This window comes from Salidesulfovibrio onnuriiensis (genome assembly GCF_008001235.1).
Taxonomy (GTDB): domain Bacteria; phylum Desulfobacterota; class Desulfovibrionia; order Desulfovibrionales; family Desulfovibrionaceae; genus Pseudodesulfovibrio; species Pseudodesulfovibrio onnuriiensis.
This window is the reverse complement of sequence record NZ_CP040751.1, coordinates 889874-905717: the sequence shown is the minus strand read 5'-3', so window position 1 is coordinate 905717 and position 15844 is coordinate 889874. Positions and strand designations below refer to the sequence as shown.

16 protein-coding genes are annotated in these 15844 nt (G+C 60.6%); 5 read left to right on the top strand and 11 right to left on the bottom strand.

Annotated features, from left to right (window positions below):
• Positions 1–7: 7 nt before the first annotated feature.
• From rodA to FGL65_RS04175, 5 genes are read right to left on the bottom strand one after another with little or no spacing between them, the layout of a single operon-like run.
• Positions 8–1117, bottom strand: a complete 1110-nt coding sequence (rodA, locus tag FGL65_RS04195; RefSeq protein ID WP_147819806.1) for a rod shape-determining protein RodA — start codon at positions 1115–1117, stop codon at positions 8–10.
• A 14-nt stretch (positions 1118–1131) separates the two neighbouring features.
• Positions 1132–2946: a penicillin-binding protein 2 gene (mrdA, locus tag FGL65_RS04190; protein ID WP_147819805.1), complete on the bottom strand. Its 1815-nt coding sequence runs from the start codon at positions 2944–2946 to the stop codon at positions 1132–1134.
• A complete protein-coding gene (locus tag FGL65_RS04185; RefSeq protein WP_250645569.1) occupies positions 2930–3418 on the bottom strand; it encodes a hypothetical protein in 489 nt (162 codons plus the stop codon). Before FGL65_RS04185 ends, mrdA begins: the two co-directional genes overlap by 17 nt.
• Positions 3399–4256, bottom strand: coding sequence for a rod shape-determining protein MreC (mreC, locus tag FGL65_RS04180; RefSeq protein ID WP_147819803.1), 858 nt, complete (start codon positions 4254–4256; stop codon positions 3399–3401). The genes FGL65_RS04185 and mreC overlap by 20 nt, the downstream gene beginning before the upstream one ends.
• A 1-nt stretch (position 4257) precedes the next feature.
• Entirely contained in the window at positions 4258–5301 is a 1044-nt protein-coding gene (locus FGL65_RS04175) for a rod shape-determining protein (RefSeq protein WP_147819802.1), read from the bottom strand.
• A gap of 162 nt (positions 5302–5463) precedes the next feature.
• On the opposite strand from FGL65_RS04175, the gene mnmL reads away from it, so the two are divergent.
• The 3 genes from mnmL (at position 5464) to FGL65_RS18380 (ending at position 7721) form a co-directional block, all read left to right on the top strand.
• On the top strand, positions 5464–6438 hold the full coding sequence (gene mnmL / locus FGL65_RS04170) for a tRNA modification radical SAM protein MnmL/YtqA (RefSeq protein ID WP_147819801.1): 975 nt from the start codon (positions 5464–5466) through the stop codon (positions 6436–6438).
• A gap of 234 nt (positions 6439–6672) precedes the next feature.
• Entirely contained in the window at positions 6673–7158 is a 486-nt protein-coding gene (locus FGL65_RS18385) for an acyltransferase (RefSeq protein WP_222705792.1), read from the top strand.
• Positions 7125–7721: an acyltransferase family protein gene (locus FGL65_RS18380; RefSeq protein WP_348981309.1), complete on the top strand. Its 597-nt coding sequence runs from the start codon at positions 7125–7127 to the stop codon at positions 7719–7721. Before FGL65_RS18385 ends, FGL65_RS18380 begins: the two co-directional genes overlap by 34 nt.
• 140 nt (positions 7722–7861) lie before the next feature.
• Here FGL65_RS18380 and FGL65_RS04160 read toward each other — a convergent pair whose 3' ends face one another.
• Positions 7862–9574: a Na+/H+ antiporter NhaC family protein gene (locus tag FGL65_RS04160; RefSeq protein ID WP_147819800.1), complete on the bottom strand. Its 1713-nt coding sequence runs from the start codon at positions 9572–9574 to the stop codon at positions 7862–7864.
• Between the two features lie 327 nt (positions 9575–9901).
• On the opposite strand from FGL65_RS04160, the gene FGL65_RS04155 reads away from it, so the two are divergent.
• Positions 9902–10501, top strand: a complete 600-nt coding sequence (locus FGL65_RS04155; RefSeq protein ID WP_147819799.1) for a peptidylprolyl isomerase — start codon at positions 9902–9904, stop codon at positions 10499–10501.
• A 78-nt stretch (positions 10502–10579) separates the two neighbouring features.
• Here the strand turns inward: FGL65_RS04155 and FGL65_RS04150 are convergent, their stop codons facing one another.
• The 5 genes from FGL65_RS04150 to FGL65_RS04130 all read right to left on the bottom strand — a co-directional run bounded on the left by FGL65_RS04150 (position 10580) and on the right by FGL65_RS04130 (position 14918).
• On the bottom strand, positions 10580–11857 hold the full coding sequence (locus tag FGL65_RS04150; protein WP_147819798.1) for an L-cysteine desulfidase family protein: 1278 nt from the start codon (positions 11855–11857) through the stop codon (positions 10580–10582).
• Between the two features lie 6 nt (positions 11858–11863).
• On the bottom strand, positions 11864–13084 hold the full coding sequence (locus FGL65_RS04145) for a dicarboxylate/amino acid:cation symporter (RefSeq protein WP_147819797.1): 1221 nt from the start codon (positions 13082–13084) through the stop codon (positions 11864–11866).
• Positions 13085–13149: 65 nt separating this feature from the next.
• Positions 13150–13524, bottom strand: a complete 375-nt coding sequence (locus tag FGL65_RS04140; protein ID WP_147819796.1) for a RidA family protein — start codon at positions 13522–13524, stop codon at positions 13150–13152.
• Between the two features lie 138 nt (positions 13525–13662).
• Positions 13663–14334, bottom strand: coding sequence for a helix-turn-helix transcriptional regulator (locus tag FGL65_RS04135; RefSeq protein ID WP_147819795.1), 672 nt, complete (start codon positions 14332–14334; stop codon positions 13663–13665).
• A gap of 95 nt (positions 14335–14429) precedes the next feature.
• Entirely contained in the window at positions 14430–14918 is a 489-nt protein-coding gene (locus FGL65_RS04130; RefSeq protein ID WP_147819794.1) for a chemotaxis protein CheD, read from the bottom strand.
• A 108-nt stretch (positions 14919–15026) separates the two neighbouring features.
• Here FGL65_RS04130 and FGL65_RS04125 point away from each other — a divergent pair, with 108 nt between their 5' ends.
• Positions 15027–15785 carry a metallophosphoesterase family protein gene (locus tag FGL65_RS04125; protein WP_147819793.1) on the top strand — a complete coding sequence of 253 codons (759 nt, stop codon included), beginning with the start codon at positions 15027–15029 and terminating at the stop codon, positions 15783–15785.
• Positions 15786–15844: the final 59 nt, after the last annotated feature.

Genomic DNA, 15844 nt, shown 5'->3' with positions numbered 1-15844 from the left:
GCCGTGACTACTGCTTGAACAAGAACTTTCGCATGGACACATTGAGCACGAGCCCGACCAAGCAGAAGTTCACCAGGGTGGCGCTGCCCCCGTAGCTGATGAAGGGAAGCGGGATGCCCACCACCGGCATTAGCCCCAGTACCATACCCATATTTATCAGGATTTGCCAGAAGAAATAGAAAAACACACCCGCCGCAAGATAGCTTCCGAACAGGTCTTTGGCCTCGCGGGCGATGACCACCATCTGGTACAGGAACACGCAGAACAGGCCCAGCAGGATCATGGTGCCCACAAAGCCCCATTCCTCACCGAACACGGCAATGGCGAAGTCGGTATGCTTTTCGGGCAGAAAACGGAGCTGCGACTGGGTGCCCTCCAGGAAGCCCTTGCCCCAGAACCGTCCGGACCCGAAGGCGATTTCCGATTGAATGATGTGGTAGCCCGAGCCAAGGGGATCCTTGGTGGGGTCCAGGAAGGTCAGGATGCGCTGCTTCTGGTAATCGTGCAGCACGAACCAGGACAGGGGCAGCAGGGCCGGGATGGTGATCAGCAGGGTCTTGAACACGCGGCCGGTCATGCCGTGGAAGAGAATCATGCCGCCCAATATCATTAATATGGTCAGTCCGGACCCCAGGTCGGGCTGCTTGATGACCAGACCCGCGGGAATAAGGCCGATGCCCACCACATAGGCCAGGCGGATGAAATTGAGTCTGTCCGGCTCCTTGGACAGAATGCGCGCGCCGATGATCAGGATGCAGATCTTGGCCATCTCGCTGGGCTGAAAATTCATGAATCCGAGGTCGAGCCAGCGTCTGGCCCCGTAGATGGTCTTGCCCATGAAGAAGACGGCCACCAGGGTGATGCAGGTAAACCAGAACAGGGGCCAGGCCAGGGTGCGCAGATGACGGTAGTCGATAAGCATGATCACCAGCATGCCGAGCATGCCCAGCAGGCCCCAGATAAGCTGTTTCTGGTAGAACGGGGCCACGCTCATGCCGTCTTCGAGCCGGAATCCACTGGCCGAATACAGATTGAGCACGCCGCAGAAGAACAGCAACAGGGTCAGGCCCAGCAGGGGCCAGTTGATGTAGAAAAGAAGCCGTCTGTCGAATGCCATGCTTGCGTCCCCGCCTAATGCTTTTTGGGCGGCCGTTTCAGCGTCTTGCCGTTGAAGAGATATTCGATGACCGCCTTGACCACGGGCCCGGCCCCGGAGGCACCGTGCAACCCATGCTCCACCAGGGCGGCGATGGCGAACCTGCGCCCGTCCTTTTCCGCATAGGAGCACATCCAGGCGTGGTCCCGATACTTGTAGGGGATCTCCTCGTCCTTGAGCTTCTTGAGCTCATCGGTGAGGCGCACCACCTGGGCCGTGCCGGTCTTGCCGCCCACATCCACGCCCTTGGTGCGCAGCCTGCGCGCAGTGCCGCGCGGTCCATCAACCGTATTGCGCATGGCCTTCTTGATCAATGCCCGCTCGCCGTCGCTCAGGGGCACCTGGCTGAGCACCGCGACCTTGTCGTCCTTGAGCAATTGCGGCTTGAGCAGCTTGCCGCCGTTGATCATGGCCGCCACAAACCGGGCCACCTGGAGGGGCGAAACCAGGGTGTACCCCTGACCAATGGCCATGTTCAGGTCGTCCCCCCCCTGCCAGCGCTCGCCGAAGCGGCGGCGCTTCCATTCGCGGGTGGGGATATTGCCCGCCTTTTCATGAGGAAGCTGGATGCCGGTCTTGACGCCGTAGCCGCAGGCCGTGGCGAACTCGCTCATGCGGTCCACGGTCAGCTTCTTGCCCAGCTTGTAGAAATACACATCGCAGGACTCCACCAGGGCGCGCTCGAAATTGACCTTGCCGTGCCCGCCCCTGCGCCAGCATCGGAAAACGTGCCTGCCGAGCTTGAGGGATCCAGAGCAGAAAACCGTCTCGTGAATGTCCACCATCTTGTTAGACAGCCCTGCACCGGCTATGGCCAGCTTGAAGACCGACCCGGGCGGATACACGGACTGAATGGCCCGATTCTGCAGCGGGTGCATGGGGTCGTCGCGCAGCGTGTTCCACTGCTCGGTACTCAGCCCGGAGCTGAAGGCGTTGGAGTCAAAGGACGGGGAACTGACCAGGGCATGCAGCTGACCGGTATCCGCATCCATGACCACCACGGCCCCGGCCTCTCCCTCGAGCCAGTCGGTGACGAGCTGCTGCAGTCCCAGATCGATGGACAGATCCACCTCGTGCCCGGCCTTGGGCTTCTTGAGCACCCGTTCATCCAGCTTGCGGCCGTTCACGTCCACCTCGAACTGGCGAAGCCCCTTGGCGCCGCGCAACTGCTGCTCGAGCATGAACTCGAGCCCCTGCTTGCCGACCTCGTCGCCCAAAGCCAGGGCGGGGTCCTTGGACATTTCAGACTCGTTGGCCTCGGCCACATACCCCAGCAGGTGGGCCATCATGACCCCGTACTTGTACTGACGGCGGGGACGAATCCGGATCTCCAGGCCCGGCCAGTGCAGCTGGTTGGCCTCGATGATCGCCATCTGTTCGAAGGTCAGGTCCGGCGCCAGGATAAGGGGCTCGAAGGGCTTCACCCGCCTCCGACCCTTTTGATAGACCGCCTTGAGGTCCTTTACGGGAATTCCGGTCCAGCGACCGACCTGCTCCAGGGTGGCGTCGATGTCCTTGCAGTCCTCACGAACAAGCCCCAGGGCGTAGGCGGGCTCGTTCACGGCCAGCAGTTCGCCGTTGCGGTCGCGGATAAGCCCCCGGGGCGCAAAAATGGCCTCCTGGCGAAGCTGGTTCTCCCGGGCCTTGGCGGCGTATTCCTCACCCCGGTGGATCTGGAGATACCAGAGACGCAGGGCAAAGACGCAGAAAAGCGTGAGAATGAGAATCTGAAGCAACAGAAGACCCTGCTTGGGCGGCTCCTGATTGCTCTGGTCAAACGTATACGTCATCTTGCCTCAACCTCTTGGGAAGCATGCGTTTGGCCAGCAGCCAGACCACGGGAAATGATGCGGCCTGGGCCACCCCCTCCCAGATCACCCGCTTGAGGGGCCAGGCCATTCCCTGCAGGGTGGCCAGGGAATGAATGAGCACGGGATGCAGCACCCCGAGCCCCGCACCGAGCAGGCACATGAACAGAATGCTCCGGGCTTCGAAAAGCCATTGCCCGGCGAGATAGAACAAGGCCAGCAGCCCATACCAGATGAAGGCGTACCCGAAGGCCATGTTGCCCATGCCCTCCAGCAGAAGGCACCAGAAGCAGGCCAGCGCCAATGTGCGCCAGCCCGGGCGCTCCTGCATGGAAAGCACCAGCCCGGGGGCCAGAAAATCGATTCCGGGAACCAGCTTCTGGGCCCACACCGCCGCCACGGTATAGGCCAGCCACCAGGCGATGGCGGTGATGTTAGCCTGCGGCCGTTGCATTGGCATCTCCCTGTTCCGGGACCGGCAAACGTTTGAGCAGCAGGATCTCCTCCAGGCTGTCCACGTCCACGAGGGGTTCGGCCTCCACGGTCAGGAACAAGGAGATATCGGATCGGAAAACCCCGGTGACGCGGGCCACGGGCAATCCCTTGGGGTAGATGCCGGCAAGCCCGGAGGTGATCATCAGTTCGCCCGGCTCGATGGCGGAGTTCAGGTTGATGTATTCAATCCTGAGGGGCTCGCCCCGGCCCTGGCCGAAAAGAATGCCCTGGGACCGATTCTCCCTGCCCATGACCGCGATACGGCTGTTGCCGTCGGAAAGCAGCAGCACGTGGGATGCGGAGGCCCCGGTGCGCAGGACGCGGCCGAGAACTCCATCCAGGGAAATGGCGGGCATGTCCGCCTCGACTCCGGACAGGCTGCCCTTGTCGATGGTCAGGGTATCCAGGCTCGTGGCGGGCCCGAGCCGGTGGGCCACGATGCGCGCGCCCTGGGCCTCCCACTGCGGGATGGGCTGAAACAGGAGAAGCCGCTCCAACCGTTCGGTTGAACCGGCCCTGTCCATAAGCATGAGATTGTCGAGCCTGATCTTGGCGTTTTCGGCCCGGAGCTGATCGTTTTCCTGCTTGAGGCCCACCAGATAGACGTAGCGGTCCCAAAAACCGGTCACCTGCTCCGAAACCCACTGTCCTGGCCTGATGATCCAACCGGCAAGGTCCAGCCCGGTGTAGCTGGAAAGGGCGTCCAGGTGTCCGGTACGCAGGTTCCAGGTGTACAGGCTCAGGTACACGAACAGCCCGGCCACGATGATGGCGGCTATCTTCTTGGGTTTCGTCACGCTAGTCCGTGGTGATGTCCTTGTATACTTCCACGTTGTCCAGTGCCTTGCCCGCCCCGATGACCACTGCGGTCAGGGGATCGTCCACAACCGTGATGGGCAGCTGGGTTTCATGCTGCAGCAGCAGGTCCAGGCCCTTGAGCAGCGCGCCGCCGCCCGTGAGCACGATGCCTCGGTCCACGATATCGGCGGCCAGTTCCGGCGGGGTCTGCTCCAGGGCGATGCGTACGCCCTGCACGATACCGTCCACCTGCTCGGAAATGGCCTCGCGGATTTCCTCGGAGGTGATGGTCAGGTTCTTGGGGATCCCGGTGACCAGGTCGCGGCCCTTGACTTCCATCTCGGGTTCCTCGGAACCCTGCGGATAGGCCGAACCGATGGTCATCTTGATCATTTCCGCGGTGGATTCGCCGATGAGCATGTTGTACTTGCGTTTCACGTGCTGCATGATGGCTTCGTCCATCTTGTCCCCGCCGATGCGCACGCTGCGCGCATAAACGATGCCGGACAGGGAGATGACCGCGATTTCCGTGGTGCCGCCGCCGATGTCCACCACCATGTTGGAGGTGGGCTCGGTTATGGGCAGGTTGGCGCCGATGGCTGCGGCCATGGGCTCCTCAATGAGATATACTTCACGCGCCCCTGCGGACTGGGCGCTTTCCTTGACCGCGCGTTTCTCCACCTGGGTGATGCCCGTGGGCACGCAGATCATGATGCGCGGACGGACCAGGCGGCGGCTGTTGTGCACCTTGGAAATAAAATGGCGCAGCATGGCTTCGGTGACCTCGAAGTCGGCGATGACGCCGTCCTTCATGGGGCGGATGGCAACGATGTTGCCCGGGGTGCGGCCAAGCATCTTCTTGGCTTCGGCCCCCACGGCCAGGACGGTCTTGCCGCCTCGGGCGTCCTTCTTGACCGCCACCACGGACGGCTCACTCAGCATAACACCCTTGCCTTTCACATAGACAAGGGTGTTGGCGGTTCCCAGGTCGATGGCCAGGTCATTGGAGAATGAACCGAGGATTTTATTCAGCAGGCTTCCCATCAATCCCTCTTTGTGTTTCGCGAATTTCGATATTTCAAGCCGCTTTCAAAGTGGCGTGTATTGGGCTAGATTACAGCTTCATTGAAGGTTTGGTACCAAATGTGACGTAGGCAGGCAATAGCACGAGAGCACATTCTAGACAATTTCTACATAAAATATTCCATGTATCGCTATTTTTCCCTCAATGCGGCCCTGCGGCAGCGCTTTGGCGAGCGCGTCCAGAAGATTCCCCTGGACGCGGGGTTCGACTGCCCCAACCGGGACGGAACCCTTTCCCGGGAGGGCTGCATTTTCTGCAACCCGTCGGGTTCGGGGTCGGGCATGCTCCGCCAGGGCAGCGACCTCAGAGCCCAGTGGGCGCACTGGGCCGGGCAGCAGGCCAAACGCTACAAGGCCCACCTGTTCATCGGCTATCTGCAGTCCTACACCAACACCTACGGCCCCCTGGAACGGATTGCGGACACGCTTTCCCAATTGGAAAATCTGCCAGGTCTCGCCGCACTGAGCATCGGCACCCGTCCGGACTGCCTGGACAGCGCCAAGCTTGAGCTGATCGCTTCCCAAAAGGAAAAGCTCGACTTGGACGAAATCTTCCTGGAGCTGGGCCTGCAGACCGCCCACGACGACACCCTGCGGCACATCAACCGGGGACACGGCGTGGCCGATTTCGAGCGGGCCGCGCGCCAGGCTTCGGACCTGGGCCTCAATGTGGTGGCCCACGTCATTGCCGGACTGCCCTCACCCGCCGGGCGCGAGGGCCAAAAGGAATTGCTGGAGACCGTGGAGTTCGTCAACGCCCTGCCCGTGCGCGGCATCAAGTTCCACAACCTGTACGTCTGCAAGGGCACCCGTCTCGCCAAACTCTGGAAGGACGGCGGCTATGCTCCCCTCACCCGTGACGAGTACTGCCAATGGCTCGGCGAGGCGCTCATGCTCCTCTCCCCCGCGACCGTGGTGCACCGACTCAACGGCGACCCGGCGCAAGGAGAGCTCCTGACCCCGGACTGGGCCGGGGAAAAACGCGAGGTGCACAACGCCCTGCGCAGCCACCTTGAACAACACGACATCTGGCAGGGCAAGAGAAACGGCGCACCCGACGGCCCGCCGCCGCACTTTTCACCGGACTTCAGGGAATAGGCAGACAGAGAAAAGCGTTGCCGAAAACAATTCCCACCTCACCCGCCTGCCGCCCTACGTCCCCCTCTTTTGGGACAGCCGACTCTCGAATAAATAAAGCGTTCTGTGCGAAAAACGGCGTTATTGTAAGCAGAAAAACACTCAGGCCGACTCAGGCCCTGTGGCACAAGCATTTCGTGAGACAAAACCAGCCAAGCGGGTGGCCGCCTCTCCCACGCAACTGGTATCAGAAGAATGCTGAAACCTTTCACCAACGCCCAAACATTACGTAAATATTCCGTGCGCAAAAAAATAGCATATCTGGACCTTCTGCGCTGCATGGCGGCGGTGGCCGTCGTTGTCATTCATGTTTTGGGGCCGTACCGTGAACAGATAAACAACATCTCCAATGGCGCCTGGGAAACGGCAACGACATTCAACACCCTCAGCCGCTGGGCTGTCCCGGTATTCATCATGATAACCGGTGCCTTGATGTTGTCGGACACCAGAAAATTCAACATCGGATACTTTTTCAAACGCCGCCTCAGAAAGGTTCTCGTTCCCTTCCTGGCGTGGTCCATTTTTTACGCATGGCTCTCCGGGGTAAGCCCGACCGGGTATTCGGCAGACATCTTCCGGGAGACACTCGTAAACATTCCCACCACGAAGCCTATTATCACCTTGGTTTTTTCTATTACTTCATCCCATTGTATTTCATTGTTCCCTTTCTCCGCCACCTGACACAGCACGGCAGACCAGGCATACTCATTGGACTGACCTGCATATGGCTGCTGCTTACAATATTGTTCCTGCTCAGGATTGACGGTCTCTGGAGCTCCCCCCTGCTGCTCTACTCCGGATATCTGCTCTTCGGATATTGCCTTTACCGGCTGCAATGGCCGCCCGTCCCCTTGCTCATACTTACCGGATGCATTTCCCTGATCCTGACCGACTACATGGTCATTTCCCAAAGCCTGGCAGAGGCGCAATACGTCTTTGGCCGTTGGCTCTCATACAAAACAATCAATACCGTATTCACGGCGGGCATGGTGTTCGCCATCGGGCGTTATTGGGCAGGAAAAATGAAGCCAAAACAGCTTGAATTCTGCTCGTTCATGAGTGGTCACAGCCTTGGGATCTACCTGCTGCACCCTGTTTTTCTGTGGCCGATACGCGCCTATGATCTCTACTTTTTCCACCCCATCATCATGATCCCCCTCTGGACCATGATTGTGACCGCCCTGGCCCTCGGCGCGAGCTGGCTCCTGAGAACAAATCGCTATACGGGATGGCTTGTTCCCTGACTGGGGCATACACCGAAGACATCACTTTCTCGAGCCTGAAATTCATCCAGTTGCGACCAGCCTCCCCGTCCTTTCCCTGAACACAAGAAAAGGCCGACCGGGTTTCCCCGGCCGGCCTTGAATTCTGCTTGAACAGCGCTCTAGGCTTCCACGCGCCTGCCGAGGAAGCGGACGGCGAGAGCCACGGCCACGAAGCCCAGGGGCAGCACCACGATGATGGGCGCGCCGAGCCCTGCGGGCAGGTAGCCGAACAGGATGGAGATAAGGGCCACGGCCACGGCATAGGCGAGCTGCGTCTTGACGTGGTCGATATGGTCACAGGCCGACCCCATGGAGGACAGAATGGTGGTGTCCGAGATGGGCGAGCAGTGGTCCCCGAAGATGGCGCCGGTAAGCACGGCCCCCACGTTCATGATCACGTAGTTGGGGTCCGCGTTCAGGGCGAACGCCAGGGGGATGGCCAGGGGCATGAGGATCCCCATGGTGCCATAGGAGGTGCCGGTGGCGAACGAGATGATGGAGCCGAGAATAAAGATGATGCTCGGCAGCAGGAACGCGGGCAGCGCGTCGGACAGGATGTTCACCAGGTAGGCGGCGGTACCCAGCTCCTTGATCACCCCGGACAGGGACCAGGCCAGCAGCAGGATCACGGCGGTGATGTTCATGGACTTGATGCCGGTGACCCAGGTCTCGATGGCGTCCTTCACGGGCATAATCCTGCGGAACACGGCCATGGCCATGGCCACGATGCCTGCGATGAGCGCGGCCTGGAACAGGACCACGGAGGCGTCGGACGCGCCAAAGGCCTCGCGCATGGCCGTAAAGGACATGGGTGAATTGTTGAGCAGGTCCATGAGCGCCTTGTCTTCGCCGCCCATGATGGCGTTGTAGCCGTTGAAGTAGAAACCCAGGAACGCGGCCACGATGAGCGTGCCGATGGGAATGATGGCGTTCCAGACACTCAGCTTCACGTGGGAACCGGGCTCCAGTCCGGTGGCCTCTTCCGAGGCCATGGGCTTGGCTTCGTCGGCCATGACCTTGCCCGTGGTGCGGGCGCGGTTCTCGGCCTTCCACATGGGGCCGAACTCGCGCAGCATCCAGATGGTACAGATGATGAAGAACAGGATCAAGATGTTGTAGAAGCGGTACGGAATGGTTTCCACGAAGATGCCGTAGGCGTTGGTGGAAACCCCGATGGCCTCGTAGCCGTCGCGGATCAGGCCCACTTCGTAGGCCACCCAGGTGGAAATGAGCGCAATGCCCGCGATGGGCGCGGCCGTGGCGTCGATGATGAAGGACAGCTTTTCGCGGGAGACCTTCATCTTGTCGGTGACCGGACGCATGATCGGACCAACGGTCAGGGAGTTGGCGTAGTCGTCGAAAAAGATGAACAGGCCCATGAGCCAGGTAACGAACTGGGAACTGCGCGGGGTCCGGGCGCGCTTGGCCAGGGCCTCGGCAATGGCTTTTGCCCCGCCCATCTTGGAAACCAGGGCAATGAGCCCGCCGATGGCCAGACACTGGAGAACGATGCCCGCGTTCCAGGAGTCGGCCAGGGACATGAGAATTTCGGTGGACAAACGCAGGAAGCCGTCCACAAAGGCGGAATAGAGGTCAAAGCCCTTGAACTCCAGCATGAAGCAGCCGGAAAAGACGCCCAGGAACAGGGAGAGCACCACGTTCTTGGTCATGAAAGCCAGCACGATGGCCACCACGGGCGGAATGAGCGTGAGCATTCCGTAGATCTGTGCGTTTTCAGCCCCCTTGCTGGAGTCGGCAGCAAGAGCGGGACAGGAGAATGCGATAACGGCCAGGGCCGCCACCGCGAGCAGAGCGAAATATCGCCGAACCATCAGACACCCCTCAATGTTGGTTGGTCTTTGCACCCCTCTTCCGGTGCAGGGTTGAAGAAAACGGGCCACACAAGCGCTCGGCCCCGCGCCCCTTCCCTCATTGGAATCACCGGGCACGCAAGCGGCTTCTGTCTTTCTTCCTTTCCTCTCTTCAGTTTTTTTAATGAACTTCATTAAAAAATCCAATATACGAGAATAAACGCCCGCAAATTACGATATCGGAAACGGCGTGATAAACCATGGATTCCATTGCGTCAAGAAGCGGCATTGCAGGGAAATCCTGTTTTCCGTATAGTCGGCCCCACACTTAAAAATGGAAGGTATCCAATGAAATACGTCTATTCGTTTTGCGCTTCGCTTCTTGTGGCCGTGGCCTGCCTGGCCGCCCCCCTTCTCGACGCCCCGGCAAGGGCGGGAGCCGACCCGGTGGTCGTCCTGGAAACCAGCATGGGGCAGATCGTGGTCATGCTGGACCAGAAAAACGCCCCCGAATCCGTCAAGAACTTCCTCAAATACGTGGATACCGGATTCTACCGAGGCACGGTCTTTCACCGGGTGATCGACAACCGGGACATGGGCATCGTGCAGGGCGGGGGCTACATGTACCCCCTGGAACGCAAGCGCACCTTCGCGCCCATCAAGAACGAGGCGGACAACGGGCTGAAGAACAAGCGCGGCACCATTGCCATGGCCCGCACCAACGACATCGATTCCGCCACCAGCCAGTTCTTTTTCAACGTGCGTGACAACACGCCCTTCGACCACACGGGCAACGATGGGCAGACCTTCGGATACGCCGTGTTCGGCAAGGTCATCCGAGGACTGGACGTGGTGGACAAAATCTGCCATGTGCCGACCGAACGCAGCGGCATGATGCAGGACGTGCCCTCCAAGCCCATCTTCATCAAGAAGGCCTACCGCAAGTAGGCACAAGCAACAAAACGCGAAAAAGGCGGGGCAAATGCCCCGCCTTTTTTTATTGTATGTGATGGCTCGGATGCGGCCTTATTGCTTGTGGACCATGATGTCCAGGATGACCTGGTCGGTCTGGACCATGCCGCAGGCCCCCAGGCGGCCGAGGTTGCGCACGCAGGCCTCGATGTCGTCGGAGACGATGCCCTCGCGGCCGCTCACTGCGGTGCCGCGCTTGGCCAGGAAGGCCGCATGCACGGCCGCTTCCACGGCGGAGGCAACCTTCAGGGCGCAGGAATTCTTGGCTCCGTCGCAGATCATGCCCGCGATGTTGCCCACCATGTTCCTGATGGCAAAGCAGATCTCCTTGAAGCCACCGCCCATAAGCATGACCATGCCGCAGCTGGATCCGGTGGCCGCCAGGATGGCGCCGCACAAGGCCGAAAGGCGGCCCAGGTGGTGCTTGAGATGGATGGCGGTCAGGTGGCTCATGATCAGGGCGCGAACCAGGGACTCGTCGTCCGCCTTCAGCCTGCGGGCAAAGGCCACCACCGGAATGGTGGCGGTGATGCCCTGGTTGCCGCTGCCCGAGTTGCTCATGACCGGAAGCATGATCCCGTCCATGCGCGCGTCCGAGGCGGCTGCGGCCATCCTGATGGCGAAGGAGGCAATGTCGTCGGCGCGCAGGCCCTGCTGGATATCCTCATCCATGGACTTGCCCACCCGAAGGCCCCAGTCGTGGGACATGCCTTCCGCGGCAATGGCTTCGTTGAGGCGGGCGGCCTCAAGGATAAAGGAGAGCTTCTCGTAGGGAGCGTTGACCGCGAAGTCGTGGATCTTCTCCATGCTCAGGGGCCAGGCCTCCTCCTCGCCGGATTCGCCGGGCAGCGGCGCGGAGAAGGTCTCCATGCCGTTACGCTCCACACGCACCACGGCGGTGTGTTCGCGGGCGATGACGCAACGGGCCGAATCGGCTCCCGCCAGGGCGGTCACTTCGGCATAGAGCAGCTCCTCGGTTTCGGCCAGGCCCACCTGGACCCGTTTTTCCGAGAGCATGTCCTTGGCTGCGGCCACCTGTTCCTGGGTGAGGTCGCGCAGCACTTCCAGGGAGAGATCGGCCTTGCCGCCGAGCGCGCCCACGGCCGCGGCGATGTCCAGCCCGGTCATACCGGTGCCGGGCACACCCACGCCCATGCCGTTCTTGAGCAGGTTGCCGCTGACCTTGACGTCCAGGGTTTCCGGCGTGCGGCCCAGGGCCTCGGCCGCGCGGGCGGCGGCCAGGGCCACGGTGATGGGCTCGGTGCATCCGAGCGCGGGCACGACCTCCCTGTTCAACAGGGCAATGAAGTCGTTCCATTCAGCTTTATACATTTCGTCTTACTCGTTGCTGGAGGTTGCGCAGGCGGAAACGCTCTTGTCGAGCTGTCCCCTGCGGTTGAAGAAGCCTTCGAGCATGAGGGCCAACGCGCCGTCGCCCGTGACGTTGCAGGCGGTGCCGAAGCTGTCCTGCAGGGCAAACACGGCCAGCAGTAGGGCCACGCCCGCCGGGTCGAAGCCGAGCACGCCCACCACGATGCCCAGGGAAGCCATGACAGTGCCGCCGGGGACGCCGGGAGCGCCGATGGCGAACACGCCGAAGAGAACGATGAACAGCATCATGGTGCTCAGTTCGGGCAGGGTGCCGTACAGGATCTGGGAAATGGTCATGGCAAAGAAGGTTTCGGTGAGTACGGATCCGCACAGGTGGATGGTTGCTCCGAGGGGAACCATGAATTCAACGGTGTTGCGGCCGAGCACCTTGGATTTGGAGGCGCATTCCAGGGCCACGGGCAGGGTTGCGGCGCTGGACATGGTGCCGACGGCGGTCAGGTAGGCCGGGGAGTAGTGGCGCAGCACTTCCATGGGGTTGCGGCCGGAGATGATGCCCGCGAGGGTGTAGAGCACGGCCAGCCACACGCCATGGCCCACCAGAACGATGGCGATGACCTGGAGGAAGACCGGAAGCTGCTTGGTCAGGCTGCCCTCATAGGCCAGGCCGGCGAAGGTGGCGGCGATGAAAAAGGGAAGCACCGGGATGACGATCTTGGTGACCACCTGCATCATGATGCCTTCAAATTCACAGAGGATCTTCTCGAAGGTCTTGGCCTTGCTCCACAGGGTGGAAACACCGAGCATGATAGCGGTCACCAGGGCGGTCATGACCGGCATAATGGGCGGAATGTTGAGCTGGAAGACCACCTTGGGGATTTCCTTCAGGCCCTCCATCTCCGAGGCAATGGAAAGATGCGGGATGATCATGTACCCGGCCACGCAGGCCATGGTTGCCGCGCCCACGGCGGAAAGATAGGCAATGGACACGCCCGCGCCGAGCATCTTGCTGGCGTTCTGGCCCAGGCGGGTGATGGCCGGGGCGATGAAGGCGATGATGACCAGGGGCACGGTGTAGAAAATGAACTGGCCGAGGAGGTGCTTGATGGTGGCGACGACTTCCATGGCCGCTTCATTGGCCATGAGCCCGATGACGACGCCGGCCACGATGCCGATGACCAGCTGAATGATGAGACCGAACTCGCCTTTGCGCTTGGATCCGTTGGACATGGTGGTGTTTCCTTTATGTGTGGGGTTGTAAAAAAGGGCCCCTGCACGCAGGGACCCGTGATCAACTACTTTTCAGCAATAACTTCGATTTCAACCAGAGCGTCCTTGGGGAGACAGGAAACCTCGAAGCAACTGCGGGCCGGGAACGGCTCGCCAAAGTAGGTGGCGTAAACCTCGTTGACCGCCGCAAAGTCGGTGATGTTCTTGAGGAATACGGAGGTCTTAACCACACGGCCCATGGAGGATCCGGCGGCTTCGAGCACGGCCTTGACGTTCTCCAGGGAAGCCTTGGCCTGTTCTTCAATGGTTTCGGGCATGATACCGGTCTCGGCCACGATGGGCAGCTGACCGGAGGTGAACACCATGTTGCCGCTGATCATCCCCTGGGAATAGGGACCGACCGCGGCGGGTGCTTTTTCTGTACTGATGGGAGTGGGCATAACGCCTCCTTGTGCATGTGATATTTCAGGCGCCGGACAGGGCTCCGGCGCCTGAGGAAATTCTCTCCTATTGCGAAAAAAATATTACGTCAATAGATTTTCTTCACAATGTGAGAATTTTTTATCACACAAAAAGGGCTACCCGTGAATCTTCTGCAAATATCGATAGATGGTGGCCTCGGACGAGGCAAGCTGATCCGCGACAACGGCCACGGTCCCCTTGAGCAGGAACACGCCGCGTTCGTCCAGGGTACGGACGATATCCATCTTTTCGGCGGCGGTCATGCGCTCGGGCGGGATCTCCGCACCATTGACGACCTGAACGATAAGATTTTCGGTGAGGCCCTCGATGGAGTCCGAGAAGGTCTCGCTGTGGTCGAAGGTGTCCTTGACCGTGGCGTCGTCCAGCCCCATGGTCTGGATGACCCGCTCCAGCATGTCCCGGGCGTTGACCACGTCCGAAACGTCCATGTTCAGGCAGAGCATGCCCGCGAGCTCGCGGTCGGCGTCGCGGATGAAAAAGGTGGCCGAACGCAAGGGGCGGTCGTCCTTGGACCGGGTGATGTACCCCATGACCCAGTCGCGGTGCTCATACTCCTTCTCCACCACGAACCTGAGAGCCAGGTCCGTGAGCGGCGCGCCCACCTTGCGGCCTGTGATATGGCTATTGGCGATGGCCAGCACGGATTTCTCCTTGGTGGAGGTGTCGTGCAGGACCACCTCGCAATTGGACCCGAGAAAGCCCCCGAGAAACTCCACAAGGGGCACATAGGTGTCTATGACACGTGGCGGCGTGTTCTGGTCTGGCAAAGCAACTCCTCAGTTTGATAATTTTTTCTTAGCGAAAGAAATTCGTATCGCGCCAAGAGAATGATTGTCAAACTGAGAATTTGAATCGGATCGATCTATAGTTCGGATTCCTGGCCCAGGGACTTGATGAAGACCCGCCCGGTATCGATGTGCAGGAACATGCTGCGGGGAATGGTGCCGCCAACGGATTGGGCGGTCAGCTTGATATTGTTGCGCTCCAGCAGGCGGAGCAGGGTCTCGAAATTGCGCTGGCCCGTGAGGAACATGTCGTCGTTACGCATGTTGGCCCCGCCCGCGGCCTTGAAGATCAGCCGCTCCACTGCGGCCCCCTTCTGGATGAGATTGCGCACCATGAGGGGGACACCCGTGGTCACGAACATGTAGGGATTCTGCCGGGCCTTTTCGCGGGCGGCCGAAGCGCGGGGCAGCAGGCAGTGGACCAGACCGCCCACCTGAACCCGGGGATCATAGGCCGTCACCCCCAGGCAGGAGCCCAGCGAATAGGTCACCACCACGTCATTCGGATCCTTTGAGATCTTCATGTCCGAGATGTTCACGACAAGGAGGTTCTCTTGCTCAACCATTCGTTCCCTTTAGCCCTGCGATGGTTTGTACTTATGAATTACAAGAAATCTCCAAGCAATGCCACCGCCTTGTTGCCAGTCCCGGCAAAGTCATGAATACTCGTCTCCATGAATATCCCCATCGCCCCCCGCCCCTTTGCGGTTCTCGCCGACATTCACGGCAACACCCTGGCCCTGGAGGCCGTCCTGGCGGACATCCGGTCAAGGGGCATCGAGACCATCGTCAATCTCGGCGACACCTTTTACGGCCCGCTGGACCCCGCCGGAACCGAAACCCTGATCATGCAAAAGGAAATCGTCTCCATCCTCGGCAACCAGGACCGCATACTGCTTGCCCCATCCCCCGAGCTGGAGGGGATTCCCACCTACCGCCACACCATGGACAACCTCTCCGGAAAGGCCCTGGACTGGCTGGCGAGCCTGAAGAGCGAACACTGGCTCCACCCGGACGCCATCCTCTGCTGCCACGGTGCGCCGGGCGACGACTGTGCCTACCTGACCGAGGATGTTTCCCGGGGGCGGCCTGAGCAGCGTTCCTGCGGAGAGATCGCCGAATCCATGGGCCCATTGCGGCCGTCCCTGGTTCTTTGCGGGCACAGCCACATCCAGCGCGTGGCCAGATGCGCAGGACTCACCGTGGTCAATCCGGGCAGCGTGGGCCTTCCGGCATACAGCGACGACGAGCCGCCCCACGTCATGAGCTCGGGCAGCCCGCATGCCCGATACGCCGTCATCACCCCCCAGGAAGACGGTTGGGAGGCAACCCCGGTGCAAACAAAATACGACTGGTCGGCCGCCGCCGAAATGGCCCGGACAAACGGCCGCCCGGACTGGGCCCAATGGCTGCGCACAGGCACGGCCACCTGATTGTCAACACCCTCTCCAATTGTTTCTGGACTTTTTTTAGATTTTTCTGAAAAATACAG